The following is an 18,289-nucleotide window of genomic DNA, read 5'->3' on the forward strand; positions in this document are numbered from 1 at the left end:
CGCCGCTTCAGGCCGGGCTCTCGGCGGCGGGCTCGGCCGGGGCGGGGGCGATGCTGCCCGGCGCCGGCAGCTCGCCCGCCACCGGGGCGGGCAGGCCGCCCAGCATGCGCAGGATCGAGATCAGCTCGTCGCGCAGCTGCTTGCGATGCGTCACCCGGTCCAGCATGCCGTGTTCCAGCAGGTATTCGGCGCGCTGGAAACCCTCGGGCAGCTTCTCGCGGATGGTCTGCTCGATCACCCGCGGCCCGGCAAAGCAGATCAGCGCGTTCGGCTCGGAAATCTGGATGTCGCCCAGCATGGCATAGGAGGCGGTGACGCCGCCGGTGGTCGGATGCGTCAGCACCACGACATAGGGCAGGCCGGCTTCCTTCAGCATCTGCACGGCGACGGTGGTGCGCGGCATCTGCATCAGGGACAGGATGCCCTCCTGCATGCGCGCGCCGCCGGCGGCGGAAAACAGCACCAGGGGCCGGCGCAGGCTGACGGCGCGTTCGGCGGCGGCGATGATCGCATTGCCGACATACATGCCCATCGAGCCGCCCATGAAGGAAAAATCCTGCGCCGCGGCGACGATGGGGGTGCGGCCGATCTCGCCCTCGGCGACCAGCATCGCCTCTTTCTCGCCGGTGGATTTCTGCGCCGCGCGCATGCGGTCGGGGTATTTCTTCTGGTCGCGGAAGGCCAGCGGGTCGGCGACCGGCTCGGGCACCTTCACCTCGTTGAAGATGCCGCCATCGAACAGCGCGGCAAAGCGCGCGCGCGGGCAGATCGCCAGGTGGTGGTCGCAATTCGTGCAGACGTTCAGATTGTCGGCCAGTTCGCGGTGAAACAGCATCGTGCCGCATTCCGGGCATTTCGTCCAAAGGTTCTCGGGCACTTCGCGGCGCGAGAACAGGGAGTTGATGCGCGGGCGGACATAGTTGGTGATCCAGTTCATCGGCGGCCCCTCTCGCTGCGGTCAAGGCCGTGAGATATGCAAACTCGTGCCGAATTGCAATTCCGCGCGCCCGGCGCTTTTATGGCGGCATGTGGACCGAGACCTTCGTTTTCCTGCATTACCTTGCCGCGCTGGCCGTGTCGGTGCGGGTGATCCTGCGCCCGCAGCTGGAACCCACGGTGCGGCTGTCCTGGATCCTGGTGATCGAACTGGTGCCGCTGGTGGGCATCGTCGCCTATGTGATGTTTGGCGAGGTGCGCATGCGCCGCGCCCTGGTCGAGACCCGGGCCAATGTCCGCTCGCACCTGTCGGGCCTGTGGACGCACAGCCCCGAGGAACTGCGCATCCTGCCGGAATTCGCCGCGCCGCTGATCCGGGCGAATCAGGCCACCACCGGCTTCACCGCGGTCTCGGGCAATCGCGCCGCGCTGCTGCCCGAGGATGACAGCGCCATCACCACCATGGTCGAGGCGATCGACGGGGCGCGCGATCACGTCCACATCCTGTTCTACATCTGGCTCGACGACGCCTCGGGCCGGGCCGTGGCCGAGGCGGCCTCGCGCGCGGCGCGGCGCGGGGTCAAGGTGCGGGCGATCATCGACGCCTTCGGCAGCCGGCCCTTTGCCCGTTCGCCCGCCTGGGCAGCGATGAAGCAGGCGGGCGCGGAATGCATCATCGCCCTGCCGCTGAGCCTGCCGGTGATCGGCAGCCTGTTTCACCGCATGGACCTGCGCAACCACCGCAAGATCGTGGTCATCGATCATGTGCTGGGATTCACCGGCAGCCGCAACTGCGCCGATCGCGATTTTGCCGTCAAGCCGCGCTTTGCGCCATGGATCGACGTGCTGCTGGCCATCGAGGGGCCGGTGGTGCGCCAGATGCAGGCGGTGTTCCTGCAGGACTGGATGAGCTATACCGGCGAGGATCTGGGGGACATGCTGCAGATGACCCGCCCGGTCAGCGGCCCGGGCGAGGTGGCGCAGGTCGTGGCCACCGGCCCGGACGAGCATCGCGGCTCGCTTTCCGACAGCATGGTGACGATGATCCATGCCGCGCGCGAGCGGCTGGTGATCACCACGCCCTATTACGTCCCCGACAGCGCGCTGGACAGTGCCGTGCGCAGCGCCGCGCGGCGCGGGGTCGAGGTGACGGTGATCCTGCCGGCCAGAAACGATTCGCTGGTGGTGCAGGCCACCTCCGAGGGCTTCTATCACGGGCTGGTCGCGGCCGGGGTGCGGCTGCTGCTGTTCCAGGAGGGGCTCTTGCATGCCAAGATCATCACCGTGGACGGGCGCATGGCCATGCTCGGCAGCGCCAATATGGACCGGCGCAGCTTCGAGCTGAACTACGAGATGAACATGCTGTTCCTGGGCGGCGATCTGACCGCGCTGCTGGACGCGCGCCAGCAAAGCTACATCCGCCGCGCCCGTCCGGTCGGCCCCGACGAGATCCGCGACTGGTCGCTGGCGCGGCGGCTGCGCAACAACCTTCTGGCGCTGGCGGCGCCGATCCTGTGACGGAGGCAGCCATGACTTCCCTGAGCGAGGCGAAGATAACCGAGGATCCCCCCCTGCTGCGCGACGAGGCCCTGCGCCAGGCGCTGGCCGAACTGCCGCTGTGGGACCTGACCGCCGACGGGCGGGCGATCTGCCGGGAATGGCGCTTCAAGACCTTCCGGCGCGCCGCGGCGCTGGTCAATCTTGCCGCCTGGCAGGCCGAGGCCGGCGGCCACCACCCCGAGATCGCCTTTGGCTGGGGCCATGCCAGCATCACCTATACCACGCATTCCGCCGGGGGCGTGACGATGAACGACCTGATCATGGCCGCAAGGCTGGACGCGGCCAGCGCCTGAGCCGGTCCCGGACCCTTGCCCCTGCCGCGGGCTGGGCCTATCCAGATGGCAGCAAGGGGGTGCGCCATGAAGAACAGCCGTTTCGACAAATCGACCCTGCCCAGCCGGCATGTGACCGAAGGCCCGGCGCGCGCGCCGCACCGCAGCTATTTCTATGCCATGGGCATCACCGAGGACGAGATCCATTCCCCCTGGGTCGGCGTCGCCACCTGCTGGAACGAGGCCGCGCCCTGCAACATCGCCCTGGCGCGCCAGGCGCAGTCGGTCAAGCAGGGCGTCAAGAAGGCCGGCGGCTGCCCGCGCGAATTCACCACCATCACCGTCACCGACGGCATCGCCATGGGGCATGAGGGCATGCGATCGAGCCTGGCCTCGCGCGATGCCATCGCCGATACGGTGGAACTGACCATGCGCGGGCATTGCTATGACGCGCTGGTGGGGCTGGCCGGCTGCGACAAGTCGTTGCCGGGGATGATGATGGCCATGGTGCGGCTGAATGTGCCCAGCGTGTTCATCTATGGCGGCTCGATCCTGCCCGGCAAGCTGAACGGCCATGACGTGGTGGTGCAGGATGTGTTCGAGGCCGTGGGCCAGCACGCCGCCGGCAAGATGTCGGATGCGGAACTGGAAATCCTCGAACGCGTGGCCTGCCCCTCGGCCGGGGCCTGCGGCGGGCAATATACCGCCAATACCATGGCCTGTGTGTCCGAGGCGATCGGGCTGGCGCTGATGAACAGTTCCGGCGCGCCGGCGCCCTACGAATCGCGCGATCAATATGGGCTGGCCTCGGGCGAGGCGGTGATGACCCTGATCGAGAGAAACATCCGCGCCCGCGATGTCGTCACCCGCAAGTCGCTGGAAAACGCCGCGCGCATCGTCGCCTGCACCGGCGGCTCGACCAATGCCGGGCTGCACCTGCCGGCCATCGCCCATGAGGCCGGCATCCCCTTCGACCTGTTCGATGTCTGCGACATCTTCCGCGATACGCCCTATTTCGTGAACCTGCGGCCGGGCGGCGATTACGTCGCCAAGGACCTGTTCGAGGCCGGCGGCGTGCCGGTGGTCATGCGCGAATTGCGCCGCGCCGGGTTGATCCACGAGGATTGCATGACTGCCTCGGGCCGAAGCATCGGCGAGGAGCTGGACCTGGTGACGCGCGAGATCGACGGCAAGGTGATCCACCCGGTCGGCGCGCCGCTGTCGCGGACCGGCGGCGTGGTCGGGCTGAAGGGCAACCTCGCCCCCGACGGCGCCATCGTCAAGGTCGCCGGCATGGCCCCCGAGCATCAGGTGTTTACCGGCCCGGCCCGCGTCTTCGAATGCGAGGAGGAGGCCTTTGCCGCCGTGACCCGGCGCGACTATCAGGAGGGCTGCGTCATCGTCATCCGCAATGAGGGCCCCGCCGGCGGCCCCGGCATGCGCGAGATGCTGGCCACCACCGCGGCGCTGTCGGGCCAGGGCATGGGCAAGAAGGTGGCGCTGATCACCGACGGGCGATTCTCTGGCGCCACGCGCGGCTTCTGCGTCGGCCATGTCGGCCCCGAGGCGGCGCATGGCGGCCCGATCGCGCTGATCCGCGACGGCGACATGATCACCATCGACGCGATCCGCGGCGAGATCTCGGTGGCGCTATCCGACGACGAGCTGACGTTGCGCCGGGCGGAATGGCCGGGCCCGCGCCGGACCGACTATGCTTCCGGGGCACTGTGGAAATATGCGCAGCTGGTCGGCAAGGCCCGGTACGGCGCCGTCACCCATCCGGGGGCGGCGGCCGAGACCCATGTCTACATGGACCAGTGACGGGGCGGCCGGTGGCGATGCGTCCACGCAAATGGCTGGATCGCAAGACGCGCGAAAGTGCGCTGCGGCAATGGGGCGACCTGGCCGCGGCCGAGCGCGCCCCCGGTCCGGTGCGGCTGGCGCTTTTGCGCGACGAGGCGCTGGGCCTGCGCGCGCAGCTTGACCGGTTCCTTGGCCGCACCGACCGCCACGCCGCGCTGTCGGGCGCCGCGCTCGAGGCGCTGGCGCTGCCCGGCGGCACGGACTGGCGCTGGCGCCCGGGGGTGATGGCGGCGCAGCTCTCGCCCCGCGGCCTGGCCGCGCCCGACAGCGGCACCCGTCTGGGCGATGGCGCCGCTGTCTGGCACGACTGCCCCGAGGCGGCGCTGATCCTTGACCAGATCGGCAATCCCGGCCCCACCGACCTGTCGCCCTTCGGCCTGCGGCTCGAGGCCTTCGGTTTTGCCGGCAGCTTCCTGTCGCTGTCGCTGGACCTGCCAGCGGCGGCGCTGCACGGGCTGACGCGCGGCCATGTGCTGCGCCTTGAGACCGAGCTTGTGGCCGAGCGTGCGCTGCGGCTGTTTGCCCGGCTGAATATCTGCCATGGCCCCAATGTCGAGGAGATGACGCTGCAGTTCGACCCGCCCGAACCGGGGCGGCAATGCCAGCGCGTGCTGGAATTCGACCTGGCCTATATGCAGATGCAGGAAAATCGCCTCGAACGGATCTGGCTGGACCTGATCCTCGAGGCGCCGCGGATGAACGCGCTCGAGATCCGCGAGCTGTTCTTCTCGCGCCACCTGCGGGCGCAATTCTGAGGAAACCCCCGATGAGCGAGTTTCAATCCCACGGCCTGAAGGGCGGCATCTGGCAGGCCGAGATCCGCCGCGACGCCGCCCCCGGCCGGCTGCTGCTGCTGCATCTGGGGGCGCGCGTCGGCACGGCGCGGGTCAGCGATCTGGGCGGCGGGCGCTGGCGGATCGAGGCGGCGATCCCGGCGCAGCGCCTGGCCGACGGGGTGCAGAGCTTTCTGCTGCTCGAGGATGAGGGCAGCGGCGTCGAGCCACTGCAGCCCGGCGCCCGGCATCTGGGCAGCCTGACGCTGGTCGCCGGGGCGCTGCTCGACGACGACCTGCGGGCCGAGCTGAGCCTGATGCGCGCCGAACTCGATCTGCTCAAGCGCGAGCTGCGCCGTCTGGCCGTCGGGCAGGCGCCGGATCAGCCGCGGATCCAGTAGCCGTAGCCGCCCAGTTCGGCAAAGCCCGCCCCGGCATAAAGCGCGCGGGCGGCGGCATTCTCGCGCCGCACCGCCAGCGCCAGCCGCGTGGCGCCCTGCGCCGCGGCCCATTGCGCCGCCATGCGCAGCAGCCAGCCCGCCATGCCCCGGCGGCGCAGCGCCGGCACCACCTCGATGGCGTGGATCATCGCCACCGGCCCGTCCGCCGCCACGAAGGCGGCGCCGGCGGCGCGGTCGTCGAGCCGGCCCAGCAGCGCCGTATGCGGCAGGGTGACGCGCGCCATCACCGCCTGCCGCGCCGGGCCGACATTGCCGCCCTGCCAGATGTCGCATTGCACGGCCAGCGGCGGCCAGATGCTGAAGGCGGTCAGCGGCGGGATCGCCGTGCCGGCCAGCGCCGCGCAATCCGCGGCCATGATCGCCGTCGGCGTGTCCAGGTGGTAGCCGCGCGCCGCCAGCGCATCCGCCAGCGCTGGGTCGCCATCGGCGACGCGAAAGCGCGGCGCCTCGTGCCAGCCGCGCTGGATCGCCTCGACCGCGGCCAGATCGGCCCCGGACCAGTCCGGGCCCAGGCGCCGCGCCGAGGCGACGCGGCCGCCGCCGCCCATGCCTCGCCCGACCGCCAGCCCGCCGGCGCGGGCATATTCCGCCGCCGGCCAGGTGGTTTCGAAGGCGCGGGCGATGTCGGGATCGGGGATCACAGCGCCAGCCTGGCGCGCAGTGCCGCCATCGCCTCGGCGACGCGCGCGGCATCAAGCCCGCGCACCACCAGATTCGTACCCCAGCCGGTCGGGTCCTGGAACGGATACGAGCCCAGCGACAGGTCGGCGAATGCCTCGGCCACCTCTTTCAGCCCGTCCGCGACCTCGCTTTCGCCGCGCCGCACGGTGACCGAATCCGACTGCACCGGCCGGCCGCCCGACAGCTGCGGGATCAGCCAGGCGACCATGCCGCGAAACACCTCGGGGACGCCGGCCATGACATGGGTATTGCCGATGGAAAACCCCGGCGCGCCCGACACGGCATTGTCGATCAGCACCGCGCCGACCGGCACACGGGCCATGCGCAGCCGGTTCTCGGTCAGCTCGGTGCCCATGCGGTCGCAGCGGGCCTGCAGGATGGCGCGGGCCCCGGGGTGGATCTCGACCGTGGTGCCATGCGCCGCGGCCACGGCATCGGCGGTGATGTCGTCATGCGTCGGCCCGATGCCGCCCGAGGTGAAGACCAGGTCATGGGCGCCGCCGAGGCTTTTGTCGAAGGCGCGCAGCGCCGCCACGATCTGCTCGTGGTCGTCGGCGACCACCCGGATCTCGCGCAGGTCGAAACCGGTGGCGGTCAGCACGCCGGCCAGATGATGGGCATTGCCCTCGCGCGTGCGGCCCGAGAGGATCTCGTCGCCGATGACGAGGATGGCGGCTGTGGGGTTGTCGGACTGCATCTCGCGCTCCTCATGGCATCCGGCGGGGTCGGGAATGTATAGGTCCGCGCGCGGGGCTGGAACAAGTGGCGGCATGGGTCTATCTGTGGGGGCAAGCACAGCACGAGGACGCCATGAACGACGCACGCCAGACCCGCGAGGGGATCCGCATCCATGACCCCCAGGATTTCGCGGGCATGCATGCGGCCGGGCGCATCGCGGCGCAGATCCTCGACGAGGTGGGGCCGCTGGTCGCGCCAGGGGTCACCACCGCGGCGCTGGACGATTTCATCCGCAACCGGGTCGAGGAACTGGGCACGATCAGCGCCACCATCGGCTATCGCGGCTATCAGCACGCCAGCTGCATCAGCGTGAATCATGTCGTCTGCCACGGCATCCCCGGCGACAAGGTGCTGGCGGATGGCGACATCCTGAACATCGACGTGACGGTGATCCGGGACGGCTGGTTCGGCGACAGTTCGCGCATGTATGTGGCGGGCCGGGCCGGGGTGAAGGCGAGGCGCCTGATCCAGGTCACGCATGACAGCCTGATGAAGGGCATCGAGGCCGTGCGCCCCGGCGCCACATTCGGCGACATCGGCTGGGCGATCCAGTCCCATGTCGAGGCCAACCGCATGTCGGTGGTGCGCGATTTCTGCGGCCACGGCCTGGGCCGCACCTTCCACGCGCCGCCGAACGTGCTGCATTTCGGCCGCCCCGGCAAGGGCCCGGTGCTTGAGGAGGGGATGTTCTTCACCATCGAGCCGATGGTGAACCTCGGCCGCCCCGAGACCAAGATCCTGGCCGACGACTGGACCGCCGTCACCCGCGACAAGTCGCTCTCGGCGCAGTTCGAGCATTCGATCGGCGTCACCGCCGACGGCTGCGAAATCTTCACCCTGTCCCCCGCCGGGCGGTTCTATCCCGATCTCGGCTGAGGCGGCGCTAGCGCCCGCGCGCCCAGGTCTGGTCGTTGCGGCCCAGGCGCACCGCCAGCGCCACCGCGGCATAGGCGGCAAAGCCCAGCGGATCGCCCGCCGCCAGCCGCAGCAGCTCCCCGCGCGTCGGCCGCACCTGGCCCTGCCGCGCCAGCAGATCCGGATAAAGCCGCGCGATCTCGGCCACGCCGGCGTCCTGGCGCCGGCGCACCCGCACCAGCGGGCCGAAACCCTCGACCAGCGGCCAGGAATAGGGCTGGTCGACCAGGATGCGCTCGGATTCGCTGAACTGCAGCCGCGCGAATGTGTCGTCCGAGATGATCTGCGGAAATTCCCCCCAGCGCGCCCGCCCGGGCGCGTTGACCGCGAACAGCCCGGCGCCGGTCACCCCCCGGGCCACGAAGGGCAGCTTTTGCCAGAAGCGGGCATAGGCGCGCGAGACCCGGCTTTTCGCCGGCGCCACCTCCAGCCGGCCGCCGGCATAGCGCGGTGCGGGCACCTCCAGCGCCCGGACGATGCCCGCGACCAGCCCCGGGGCCGGGCGGATGTCGGCGTCCAGATAGATGCGGATGCCGGGGCCGGCCAGCGCATCGCCATGGTTCAGCGCGCCGATCTTGCCGCCCTGCGCCAGTTCCTCGACCACCAGCCGCCAGCCGCGCGCGGCAAAGCCCGGGGCGCAGGCGCGGGCCCGCGCCGCGGTGTCGTCGCGGCAGCCATTGGCGACCACCACGACCAACAGCGCGCCGCGGTGGTCCTGCGCCAGCAGATGTCCAAGGCAGTCGCCGATATAGCCGGCCTCGTCATGGGCGGGGATGATGATCGTGCAATCGCTCATCGGTGCGCCAGCCCTGGGGCTGCGGGGCGAATCGGCGGCGAACACAATCCTAGGTTGATAGCGCTCCAGGCGCCGCCTGCGGGGCGGGTGGCGGGGCCAGAGGCTGGAAAGGGCGGCGTCCTGTCGCAAATGCAGCGCATTGTCGTGATCCGGCGTGTTTTGGGTTGTGGCGTTCCTGCCCGGGACGCTAGCATGGCGCTGCCGGAAAGGTCAGTGGCAGGGTTGCCGCCACGGACCGGCAAGAGGTTGGCAGAGGCAGAGAGGCCACAGGTTTGACGCCCGTGACAGGCAAGGCGCCGGAATTGGTATCGGCAGTTGGGGCGGCAGCGGAACCGGTGCGGCCGCAGGTTTCCAGCAAGTTCATCCGGCGCGAGGCGGCGCTGGCCGCCGAGGACCAGAAACACGCCCGCATCGTGGCGCAGCGCTTTGCGCTGCTGCGCACCCGGCTGCTGCGCGAGATGCGCGAACGCGGCTGGAGCCGGCTTGCCGTGGTGCCGGTGACGCCGGGCGCCGGCGGCACCTTCGTCTCGGTGAACCTGGCGCTGGCGCTGGCGCGCCAGCCCCATACGCGGGTGGCGCTGATCGACCTCGATCTGGGCAATCCGGGTGTGGCGGCGCGGCTGGGCGTGCCGGGCTGCGCCCCGGTGTCCGAAACGCTGGGCGCCGGGCAGGGGCTGGACACGCTGCTGGCCACGGTGAGCGAGGCGCCGAACCTGTCGGTGCTGGCGCCCGAACGCGCCGAACCGGGCGCGGCCGAGATGCTGCAGGATGTCGCCCTGCTGGATGCCATGGCCCGCCTGCACCAGTCCAACCCCGACGAGATCGCGGTGATCGACATCGGCGCGCTTCTGGACGAGGATGCGGCCCTGGCCGCCCTGCCGCTGGCCGATGCGCTGCTGCTGGTCGCCGACGGGCGGCGCGTCACCGCCTCGGACATGGCCGAGACCGAGCGGCTGCTGGCGGGGATGCCGCCGGTGATGGGCGTGGTGCTGAACAAGTCCGAAGACTGAACAAGAGGCAGGGCTCGACAGGTGGGACCGATACAATCCTTGCGGGACCTGATCTCGATGATCTGGCGGCGGCTGCCGCTGATGCTGACGATCGTGGTCCTGGGCGTGCTGATTTCCTTCTATCTGATCGTATCCTCGCCGCGGGTCTATCAGGCATCGGCCATCATCCAGCTGGACATGCCGGCGGCGATCGACCAGGGCAGCGACGCCTCGATGCCCGCCGCGCGCCGGGTGCAGCTGATCGAGCAGCGCCTGATGGCGCGCGAGAACCTGCGCGAGGTGATCGAGCGGCTGAACCTGTTCGCCAAGGCGCCGCTGAGCGAGGCCGAGAAGCTGGGCGCCCTGCGCATGTCGACCCGCATCGAAAGCATCAGCGCCCCCGGCGCCGCCGCCGATGCCCGCCAGTCGCTGGCCGGGATCGTCATCACCTCGCAGGCCGAGACCGCATCGACCGCCGCCGCCATCGCCAATGACTTTGCCGACAGCGTGGTGAACCGCGACCGCGAGAACCGCAAGGCCCGCATCCTGGAATCGCAGGAATTCCTGCGTGCCGAGGAATCCCGGCTTGAGGTGGAACTGGCCAAGCAGGAACGCAAGGTGGTCGAGTTCAGCGCCCGCAACGAGGATTCGCTGCCCGCCTCGCAGGAGTTCCTGCAGACGGAACTGGCGCAGCTTTCGGAAATGGACGCGGCGCTGGAGCGCGATATCATGGGCCTGCAGCGCGAGCGGCTGTCGCTTGAGGCGGGCGGCACGGCCGAGACGCGCTCGCAGGCCTCGCTGGTGCAGAAGATCCGCTCGGCCGAGGTGGAGCTGGCGCAGGCGCGCCGCACCCTGGCCCCCGACCACCCCGAGATCAAGCGGCTCGAGGACAATCTGGTCATGCTCAATGTCGGCGGCGGCGGCAGTTCCGACATGACCCGCCGCCAGGTCGAGCTGATCGACGCGCAGCTGGCCTCGCTGAACGAACAGAAGGCCAAGCTGCTGGGGCGGCGCAACGAGATCGAGCAGGCGCGCAACCGCGCCCCCCAGGTCGGACGCGACCTTGAGGCGATGACCCGCCAGCAGCGCCGCCTGCAGGACCGCTATGCCGAGATCTCGCGCCAGCTGGCGCAGGTCGAGACGCAGCAGCTCTTGATGGACAACGACCAGGCCGAGCGTTTCGTGCTGCTGGAACGTGCCGTGGCGCCGGAATATCCCGCCATGTCGAACCGCAAGAAAAGCGCGGTGCTGGGGGTGGGTGCCAGCGGCGCCCTGGCGCTGGCGGTGGCCTTCCTGCTTGAACTGATGAACCCGGTGCTGCGCAACACCTTGCAATTCGCCCAGGTGACCGGCACCCGGCCGGTGATCGCGCTGCCCTACCGGCTGGGCGCCGCCGATCACCGCGCCCGGCGCCTGCGCACCGCCTATATGGCCTGCCTGCTGGCCGGCGGCGTCTTTGTAGCGCTGTGGCTTTTGGGTGACATTCCCGGCCTGCCCTCGCCCGGGGTGGTCAACACGCCGACGCACGGAATGGGCTGATGAGCGAGCAGGCCGCGACCGCGGTGCCGCCGGCGCCGGCCCGCAAGAGCATCGCCTCGCGCGCCCTGGGCAGCGGCGCCTGGAGCACGATGAATTTCGGCCTGGGCCAGATCATGCGCCTCGGCTCGAACCTGATCCTGACGCGGCTGCTCAGCCCGGACGATTTCGGGCTGATGACCCTGGTCACCAGCTTCCTGATCGGGCTGACCATGTTCAGCGACATGGGCTTTGGCCCCTCGATCATGCAAAGCCGGCGCGGCGACGATCCGGACTTTCTCGACACGATCTGGACGCTGAAGATCGTGCGCGGCTTCATGCTGTTCCTGACGGCGCTGGCCATGTCCTGGCCGTTGGCGGTGTTCTATGACGCGCCGGAATTCGCCTGGGTGTTTCCGGTCGCCGCCAGCTCGCTGATGATCGGCGGGTTTTTCCCGACGCGGATCGATTCGGCGGCGCGGCACCTGCAGATCGGCCGGCTGACGGTGATCGAATTGTGCAACCAGCTGATCGGCGTGCTGCTGACCATCGCCGCGGCGCTGATCCTGCAGTCGGTCTGGGCGCTGGTCTGGGGCAATGTGCTGGGCGCCGTCGCGCAGCTTCTGATGTTTCGCCATTTCCTGCCCGGGCACCGCAACCGCCTGCGCATGGAACCCGAGGCGCGCGCCGAGGTGATGAAATTCGGCCTGTGGATCTTTTTCAGCACCATCTGCGGCTTTGTGCTGTTTCAGGGCGACCGCATCATCCTGGGCCGGGTGCTGACGCTGGAACAGCTGGGCATCTACAATATCGGCCTGTTCCTGGCCACGGTGCCGATGATGCTGGGCTCATCAATCGCGAACCGGCTGTTCATCCCGATGTATCGCCAGCACCCGCCCGGCGAAAGTGCGGCCGACCGGCGCATCCTGGCACGCACGCGGGCCGGGCTGAGCGCGGTGCTGCTTTCGGCGGCGGTGGTGCTGGCCTGGGTCGGCCCGGGACTGGTCGAGCTGCTTTACGACCCGCGCTATCACACGGCGGGCGGCATTCTCGTGGCCATCGCCTGCATCCAGATGCTGCAGGTGATCCCGATCAGCTATGAATATTCGGCGCTGGCGGCGGGCGATTCGCGCGGCTTTTTCATCATGCAGTCGGCGCGGGCGCTGATCTATTTCGCCCTGGTGCTGGCCGGTGCCTGGGCCTTTGGCCTGCCGGGGCTGCTGATCGGGCAGGGGCTGGCGCAGCTGCTGTGCTATCCGGTGACGGTCTGGCTGGCGCGGCGCCACCGCTGCTGGGATCCGCGCCACGATCTGGTCGCCGCGGCGCTGGCGGTGCTGGCCATCGCGCTGGCGCTGGACGGCCATCGCCAGGCGCTGATCGGGGCGCTGTTTTCCTAGGGTCAGCTTCAACGAATTTTTCTCTTTCGATTCCGGGCTGACGGGCGCTATGCCATAGGATCACGTCACGAGGAGAACCCGGCGATGAGCGACGACAACACCCCGCGCAAATCCCGCATCACGCGCGAAGAGGCGCTGGCCTATCACCTTGAACCGCGGCCCGGCAAATACGACATCGTCGCCTCGACGCCCATGGCCACGCAGCGCGACCTATCGCTGGCCTATTCGCCGGGCGTCGCCGTGCCGGTCGAAGCCATCGCCGAGCACCCCGAGACCGCCTATGACTATACGGTCAAGGGCAACATGGTGGCGGTGATCTCGAATGGCACCGCCATCCTGGGGCTGGGCAACCTGGGTGCGCTGGCGTCAAAGCCGGTGATGGAGGGCAAGGCGGTGCTCTTCAAGCGCTTTGCCGATGTGAACGCCGTCGACATCGAGCTGGACACCGAGGACGCCGAGGAGATCATCAACGCCGTCAAGTTGATGGGCCCCAGCTTTGGCGGCATCAACCTCGAGGACATCAAGGCGCCGGAATGCTTCATCATCGAGCAGCGCCTGAAGGAGCTGATGGACATTCCGGTGTTCCACGACGACCAGCACGGCACCGCGGTGATCTGCGCTGCCGGCCTGATCAACGCGCTGGAAATGTCGGGCAAGAAGATCGAGGACGTGCGCATCGTGCTGAACGGCGCCGGCGCCGCCGGCATCGCCTGTCTGGAACTGCTGAAATCCATGGGCGCGCGGCATGAGAACTGCATCATGTGCGACACCAAGGGCGTGATCTACCAGGGCCGCACCGAGGGCATGAACCAGTGGAAATCCGCCCATGCGGTCAAGACCGACCTGCGCACGCTCGACGAGGCGATGAAGGGCGCGGACGTGTTCCTGGGCGTCTCGGCCAAAGGCGCGGTGACGCAGGCCATGGTCATGGCCATGGCCGACAATCCGGTGATCTTCGCCATGGCGAACCCCGACCCCGAGATCACCCCCGAAGAGGCCCATGCCGTGCGCCCCGACGCCATCCTGGCCACCGGGCGCTCGGACTACCCCAACCAGGTGAACAACGTCCTGGGCTTTCCCTATCTGTTCCGCGGCGCGCTGGACATCCATGCCCGCGCCATCAATGACGAGATGAAGATCGCCTGCGCCCAGGCGCTTGCGGAACTGGCGCGGCTGGACGTGCCCGACGAGGTCGCCGTGGCCTATGGCCGCAAGCTGCAGTTCGGCCGCGACTACATCATCCCGACGCCCTTTGACCCGCGGCTGATCCATGTCGTGCCGCCGGCCGTCGCCAAGGCCGGCATGGACACCGGCGTGGCGCGCCGGCCGATCATCGACATGGACGCCTATGTGCAGGCGCTGAAGGCGCGCATGGACCCGACGGCGGCGGTGCTGCAGGGCATCCATGCCCGCGCCCGCCAGGCCCAGGCAAGGATGATCTTTGCCGAGGGCGACGATCTGCGCGTGCTGCGCGCCGCCGTGTCCTGGCAGCGCGGCGGCATGGGCCAGTCGCTGGTCGTCGGGCGCGAGGCCGAGGTGCGCGAGATGCTGGAATCGGTGGGCATGGGCGACGCCTTCCGCGAGTTGACCATCGTCAACAGCGCCAATACCCGCCATCTGGAGACCTATCAGCAATCGCTTTACGCCCGGTTGCAGCGGCGCGGCTTCGACCGCGAGGATGCCTTCAAGCTGGCCAATCGCGATCGCCATGTCTTCGCTTCGCTGCTGCTGCTGCATGGCCATGGCGACGGGCTGGTGACCGGGGCCACGCGCAAGAACGCGCCGACGCTGGCGCAGATCGGCAAGGTCTTTGACGTGAAGCCCGAGGACGGCGCCGTCGGCCTGACCGCGATCCTGCTCAACGGCCGCATCATCATCGTCGGCGACACGCTGGTGCATGAATGGCCCGAGGCCGAGGACCTGGCGCTGATCGCCACCCGCGGCGCGCATGTCGCGCGCGGCCTTGGGCTGGACCCGCGTGTGGCCTTCCTGTCGTTTTCGAACTTCGGCTATCCGCTGAGCGAGCGCGCGGTGAAGATGGCCAAGGCGACCGAGGTGCTGGACGCGCGTGGCGCCGATTTCGAATATGAGGGCGAAATGACCGTGGACGTGGCGCTGAACCCGGTGTCGGCGGCGAAATATCCGTTCTCGCGCCTGACCGGCCCGGCCAATGTGCTGGTGGTGCCGGCACGGCATTCGGCCTCGATCTCGGTCAAGCTCCTGCAGGAGATGGCCGGGGCGACGATGATCGGCCCGATCCTGACCGGTGTGCCGCTGCCGATCCAGATCTGCTCGACCAATTCGACGGTGAACGACATCCTGAACATGGCCGCGATCGCGGCGGGGCGTCTGGGTCAGGTGAAATAGGGGGCTCTGCCCCCAACGCCTGCAGCGCTTCCCCCGGGATATTTCGGCAAGAATGCAGCCGCGCGCCCCCGACCGGGCGCGCGGTTTCTTATTCGGGGGCGGCGAAACATTCGCCGCGTTCGGCCTGGCGCTGGCGGGTGCGAAAGCGCGCGCGGTCGGCGTCGGAGAAGGTGTCGGCGCAGCGGTGGCAGCAGACGCCGTCCTCGAATTCGGGCCGCGCGCGGTCCGCGGGCGAGAGCGGCCGGCGGCAGGCGTGGCACAGGCTGTGGCTGCCCTGGGCGAGTCCATGGCCGAGGCTGACGCGGCGATCGAAGACAAAGCATTCGCCCTGCCAGAGGCTGTCCCGTTCGGGCACCTGTTCGAGATAGTTCAGGATGCCGCCCCTGAGGTGGAACACCTCGGGCACGCCTTCGCCCAGCAGGAAACTGGTCGATTTCTCGCAGCGGATGCCGCCGGTGCAGAACATGGCGATGCGCTTGCCGCGGAAGCGTTGCGCGTTCTGCCGCCACCAGGCGGGAAAGTCGCGAAAGCTGCGCGTGCCGGGATTGACGGCGCCAGCAAAGCTGCCGATCTGCACCTCGTAATCGTTGCGGGTGTCGATCACCGCCACGTCCGGGGCGCTGATCAGCGCGTTCCAGTCGCGCGGCTGGACATGGCGGCCGGTGGCGGCGGTCGGGTCCACCCCGGGCTGGCCCATGGTGACGATCTCGCGCTTGAGGCGCAGCTTCAGGCGGCCGAAGGGCATGGTCCGGGCGGTGCTTTCCTTGCAGTCGAGCGCGGCGCAGCCGGGCAGGGCGCGGATATGGGCCAGCACCGCATCGATGCCGGCGCGCGGCCCGGCGATGGTGCCGTTGATGCCTTCGGGCGCCAGCAGCAGGCTGCCCCTGACGCCCTGCGCCGCGGCCAGTTCGGCCAGCGGCGCTGCAAGCGCCGCGGGGTCGGGAAAGCGGGTGAAGTGATAAAGCGCGGCGACGATCAGCATGGGCCGGCATTACCCGCGGCGGGGCGGCGGATCAAGCTGCGGCATTGACGCCTGCTGCGCCGCCGCCTACCAATTTGCGGGCAGGGGGCAAGCGGGGCCGGGCAATGGCAAGGGCGCTCATCGTCATCGACATGCAGCTGGATTTCTGCCCCGGGGGGCGGCTTGCCGTATCCGGCGGCGACGAGATCCTGACTGCGATCAACGATCTGATGGCCGATCACGACGCGGTGGTGCTGACCCAGGATTGGCACCCGCCCGACCATGCGAGCTTTGCCGAGAATCATCCCGGTGCTGCGGCCTTTTCGCTGGTCGAGATGCCTTACGGCCCGCAGGTGCTGTGGCCCAGCCATTGCGTGATCGGCAGCGCCGGCGCCGGGTTCCATCCAGGGCTGGCGGTCGATTGCGCCGATCTGGTGATTCGCAAGGGCTTTCGCCCGCAGATCGACAGCTATTCGGCCTTCCACGACAATGACCGCCGCACCGCCACCGGCCTGGCCGGCTATCTGCGCGAGCGCGACCTGCTGGATCTGAGTTTCGTCGGGCTGGCGCTTGACTTCTGCGTGGCCTGGTCGGCCATCGACGCGGCAAAGCTGGGCTTTCGCGCCAGGGTGATCGAGCAGGCGACCCGCGCCATCGACCTGAACGGCTCGCGCGAGGCGGCGCGGGCAGAGATGACCCGCGCCGGCGTGGTGCTGGCATGATCACCCCGACCGTCGACATCGCCGCCCGCGTCTATGCCCATAAATGGAAGATCGACCCGATCGTGCGCTCGCGGATCGACGACGATTTCTACAAGTTGCTGATGTGCCAGTCGGTGTTTCGCAACCGGCCCGACACGCGGGTGACCTTCAGCCTGATCAACCGCAGCAGCCGCATCCGCCTGGCCGAGCTGATCGACGAGGGCGAGCTGCGCGAGCAGCTTGACCATGTGCGCAGCCTGTCGCTGACGCGCGGCGAAAGCACCTGGCTGCGCGGCAATACCTTTTACGGCAAGCGCCAGATGTTCCGCCCGGATTTCATGGAATTCCTCGAGAACCTGCGCCTGCCGCCCTATCACCTGGAAAAGCGCGATGGCCAGTATGAGCTGAGCTTCGAAGGCCGCTGGCCCGAGGTCATGCTGTGGGAAATCCCGGCGCTGGCGATCATCATGGAGCTGCGTTCGCGCGCGGTGCTGGGCGACATGGGCCGGTTCGAGCTGCAGGTGCTTTATGCCCGCGCCATGACCCGGGTCTGGGAAAAGATCGAGGCGCTGCGCGCGCTTGGCCCCGACCTGCGCATCGCCGATTTCGGCACCCGGCGGCGCCACAGCTTCCTGTGGCAGGACTGGTGCGTGCAGGCCATGGTCGAGGGGCTGGGGGATGAGCGTTTCATCGGCACCTCGAACTGCCTGATCGCCATGCGCCGCGACATCGAGGCCATCGGCACCAATGCCCATGAACTGCCGATGGTTTTTGCCGCGCTTGCCGACAGCGACGAGGAATTGCGCCGCGCCCCCTATCGCGTGCTGGCCGACTGGCACGAGGAACATGAGGGCAATCTGCGCATCATCCTGCCCGATACCTATGGCACCCAGGGCTTTCTGGACCACGCCCCGGACTGGCTGGCGGGCTGGACCGGCATCCGCGTCGACAGCGGCGACCCGGCCGAGGGCGCCGAGATTGCGATCCGCTGGTGGCAAAACCGCGGCGAGGACCCGCGCCGCAAGCTGATCATCTTCTCGGACGGGCTGGATGTCGGCAAGATCGGCGAGCTGTTTCGGCAATTCCATGGCCGGGTGAAGGTCAGCTTCGGCTGGGGCACGCTGCTGACCAACGATTTCCGCGGCCTGGTGCCCGAGGATCGGCTGGCGCCGTTTTCGCTGGTGTGCAAGGCGGTGGCGGCAGACGGGCGCCCGACGGTCAAGCTGTCGGACAACCCCGGCAAGGCCACCGGCCCGGCAGCGGAAATCGCCCGCTACAGGCGCGTCTTCGAGGTCGGCGCGCAGCAGGCGCTGGCGGTCGAGGTCTGACCCGGCCGACGGCGCGCGGCCGTCGGGCCCCGGCAT

Annotated in this window: 17 protein-coding genes; 12 read left to right on the forward strand and 5 right to left on the reverse strand. The window is 69.1% G+C overall.

Annotation, left to right across the window (positions count from 1 at the left end; genetic code table 11):
* Window positions 1-7: 7 nt before the first annotated feature.
* Complete coding sequence (gene accD / locus WMK75_RS03450) at window positions 8-937, reverse strand: acetyl-CoA carboxylase, carboxyltransferase subunit beta (RefSeq protein WP_347266257.1); 930 nt, start codon at window positions 935-937, stop codon at window positions 8-10.
* An 89-nt stretch (window positions 938-1,026) separates the two neighbouring features.
* On the opposite strand from accD, the gene cls reads away from it, so the two are divergent.
* From cls to WMK75_RS03475, 5 genes are all read left to right on the forward strand, one after another.
* Complete coding sequence (gene cls / locus WMK75_RS03455; protein ID WP_347266258.1) at window positions 1,027-2,454, forward strand: cardiolipin synthase; 1,428 nt, start codon at window positions 1,027-1,029, stop codon at window positions 2,452-2,454.
* 11 nt (window positions 2,455-2,465) lie between these two features.
* Window positions 2,466-2,789, forward strand: a complete 324-nt coding sequence (locus WMK75_RS03460; RefSeq protein WP_347266259.1) for a 4a-hydroxytetrahydrobiopterin dehydratase — start codon at window positions 2,466-2,468, stop codon at window positions 2,787-2,789.
* 66 nt (window positions 2,790-2,855) lie between these two features.
* The gene (gene ilvD, locus WMK75_RS03465; RefSeq protein WP_347266260.1) at window positions 2,856-4,589 is read left to right on the forward strand and encodes a dihydroxy-acid dehydratase; all 1,734 of its coding nucleotides are present in this window, start codon (window positions 2,856-2,858) and stop codon (window positions 4,587-4,589) included.
* 17 nt (window positions 4,590-4,606) lie between these two features.
* A complete protein-coding gene (locus WMK75_RS03470) occupies window positions 4,607-5,386 on the forward strand; it encodes a DUF6478 family protein (RefSeq protein ID WP_347266304.1) in 780 nt (259 codons plus the stop codon).
* An 11-nt stretch (window positions 5,387-5,397) separates the two neighbouring features.
* Entirely contained in the window at window positions 5,398-5,805 is a 408-nt protein-coding gene (locus WMK75_RS03475) for a hypothetical protein (protein ID WP_347266261.1), read from the forward strand.
* On the opposite strand, the gene WMK75_RS03480 is transcribed toward WMK75_RS03475, so the two are convergent.
* Window positions 5,787-6,506, reverse strand: coding sequence for a GNAT family N-acetyltransferase (locus WMK75_RS03480; RefSeq protein ID WP_347266262.1), 720 nt, complete (start codon window positions 6,504-6,506; stop codon window positions 5,787-5,789). The genes WMK75_RS03475 and WMK75_RS03480 overlap by 19 nt on opposite strands.
* Window positions 6,503-7,243 carry a molybdopterin-binding protein gene (locus WMK75_RS03485; protein ID WP_347266263.1) on the reverse strand — a complete coding sequence of 247 codons (741 nt, stop codon included), beginning with the start codon at window positions 7,241-7,243 and terminating at the stop codon, window positions 6,503-6,505. Before WMK75_RS03485 ends, WMK75_RS03480 begins: the two co-directional genes overlap by 4 nt.
* Window positions 7,244-7,356: 113 nt before the next feature.
* Here WMK75_RS03485 and map point away from each other — a divergent pair, with 113 nt between their 5' ends.
* Window positions 7,357-8,160 (forward strand): type I methionyl aminopeptidase, encoded by an 804-nt coding sequence (map, locus tag WMK75_RS03490; RefSeq protein WP_347266264.1) that lies wholly within the window; start codon window positions 7,357-7,359, stop codon window positions 8,158-8,160.
* 7 nt (window positions 8,161-8,167) lie between these two features.
* On the opposite strand, the gene WMK75_RS03495 is transcribed toward map, so the two are convergent.
* Window positions 8,168-8,995: a glycosyltransferase family 2 protein gene (locus WMK75_RS03495; protein ID WP_347266265.1), complete on the reverse strand. Its 828-nt coding sequence runs from the start codon at window positions 8,993-8,995 to the stop codon at window positions 8,168-8,170.
* Window positions 8,996-9,297: 302 nt separating this feature from the next.
* Between WMK75_RS03495 and WMK75_RS03500 the strand changes: the two genes are divergently transcribed.
* The 4 genes from WMK75_RS03500 (at window position 9,298) to WMK75_RS03515 (ending at window position 15,263) form a co-directional block, all read left to right on the forward strand.
* Complete coding sequence (locus WMK75_RS03500; RefSeq protein WP_347266266.1) at window positions 9,298-10,005, forward strand: chromosome partitioning protein; 708 nt, start codon at window positions 9,298-9,300, stop codon at window positions 10,003-10,005.
* A 39-nt stretch (window positions 10,006-10,044) separates the two neighbouring features.
* Window positions 10,045-11,523: a Wzz/FepE/Etk N-terminal domain-containing protein gene (locus WMK75_RS03505; protein WP_347266267.1), complete on the forward strand. Its 1,479-nt coding sequence runs from the start codon at window positions 10,045-10,047 to the stop codon at window positions 11,521-11,523.
* Window positions 11,523-12,896: an oligosaccharide flippase family protein gene (locus WMK75_RS03510; protein WP_347266268.1), complete on the forward strand. Its 1,374-nt coding sequence runs from the start codon at window positions 11,523-11,525 to the stop codon at window positions 12,894-12,896. Before WMK75_RS03505 ends, WMK75_RS03510 begins: the two co-directional genes overlap by 1 nt.
* Before the next feature lie 84 nt (window positions 12,897-12,980).
* On the forward strand, window positions 12,981-15,263 hold the full coding sequence (locus tag WMK75_RS03515; RefSeq protein WP_347266269.1) for an NADP-dependent malic enzyme: 2,283 nt from the start codon (window positions 12,981-12,983) through the stop codon (window positions 15,261-15,263).
* Window positions 15,264-15,351: 88 nt separating this feature from the next.
* Here the strand turns inward: WMK75_RS03515 and WMK75_RS03520 are convergent, their stop codons facing one another.
* Entirely contained in the window at window positions 15,352-16,245 is an 894-nt protein-coding gene (locus tag WMK75_RS03520; protein WP_347266270.1) for a rhodanese-related sulfurtransferase, read from the reverse strand.
* Between the two features lie 104 nt (window positions 16,246-16,349).
* Between WMK75_RS03520 and pncA the strand changes: the two genes are divergently transcribed.
* Both pncA and pncB read left to right on the forward strand, forming a co-directional pair.
* Window positions 16,350-16,946: a bifunctional nicotinamidase/pyrazinamidase gene (gene pncA / locus WMK75_RS03525; protein ID WP_347266271.1), complete on the forward strand. Its 597-nt coding sequence runs from the start codon at window positions 16,350-16,352 to the stop codon at window positions 16,944-16,946.
* Window positions 16,943-18,253 (forward strand): nicotinate phosphoribosyltransferase, encoded by a 1,311-nt coding sequence (pncB, locus tag WMK75_RS03530; protein ID WP_347266272.1) that lies wholly within the window; start codon window positions 16,943-16,945, stop codon window positions 18,251-18,253. Before pncA ends, pncB begins: the two co-directional genes overlap by 4 nt.
* Window positions 18,254-18,289 lie beyond the last annotated feature (36 nt).

Origin of the sequence: Paracoccus sp. (in: a-proteobacteria), from assembly GCF_039808215.1 — a bacterium.
Taxonomy (GTDB): domain Bacteria; phylum Pseudomonadota; class Alphaproteobacteria; order Rhodobacterales; family Rhodobacteraceae; genus Paracoccus.

Bases quoted from the DNA above. Each gene is read 5' to 3' on its own strand.
- accD (WP_347266257.1), bottom strand. From the start codon at position 937: ATGAACTGGATCACCAACTATGTCCGCCCGCGCATCAACTCCCTGTTC.
- cls (WP_347266258.1), top strand. From the start codon at position 1,027: ATGTGGACCGAGACCTTCGTTTTCCTGCATTACCTTGCCGCGCTGGCC.
- WMK75_RS03460 (WP_347266259.1), top strand. From the start codon at position 2,466: ATGACTTCCCTGAGCGAGGCGAAGATAACCGAGGATCCCCCCCTGCTG.
- ilvD (WP_347266260.1), top strand. From the start codon at position 2,856: ATGAAGAACAGCCGTTTCGACAAATCGACCCTGCCCAGCCGGCATGTG.
- WMK75_RS03470 (WP_347266304.1), top strand. From the start codon at position 4,607: ATGCGTCCACGCAAATGGCTGGATCGCAAGACGCGCGAAAGTGCGCTG.
- WMK75_RS03475 (WP_347266261.1), top strand. From the start codon at position 5,398: ATGAGCGAGTTTCAATCCCACGGCCTGAAGGGCGGCATCTGGCAGGCC.
- WMK75_RS03485 (WP_347266263.1), bottom strand. From the start codon at position 7,243: ATGCAGTCCGACAACCCCACAGCCGCCATCCTCGTCATCGGCGACGAG.
- map (WP_347266264.1), top strand. From the start codon at position 7,357: ATGAACGACGCACGCCAGACCCGCGAGGGGATCCGCATCCATGACCCC.
- WMK75_RS03495 (WP_347266265.1), bottom strand. From the start codon at position 8,995: ATGAGCGATTGCACGATCATCATCCCCGCCCATGACGAGGCCGGCTAT.
- WMK75_RS03510 (WP_347266268.1), top strand. From the start codon at position 11,523: ATGAGCGAGCAGGCCGCGACCGCGGTGCCGCCGGCGCCGGCCCGCAAG.
- WMK75_RS03515 (WP_347266269.1), top strand. From the start codon at position 12,981: ATGAGCGACGACAACACCCCGCGCAAATCCCGCATCACGCGCGAAGAG.
- WMK75_RS03520 (WP_347266270.1), bottom strand. From the start codon at position 16,245: ATGCTGATCGTCGCCGCGCTTTATCACTTCACCCGCTTTCCCGACCCC.
- pncA (WP_347266271.1), top strand. From the start codon at position 16,350: ATGGCAAGGGCGCTCATCGTCATCGACATGCAGCTGGATTTCTGCCCC.
- pncB (WP_347266272.1), top strand. From the start codon at position 16,943: ATGATCACCCCGACCGTCGACATCGCCGCCCGCGTCTATGCCCATAAA.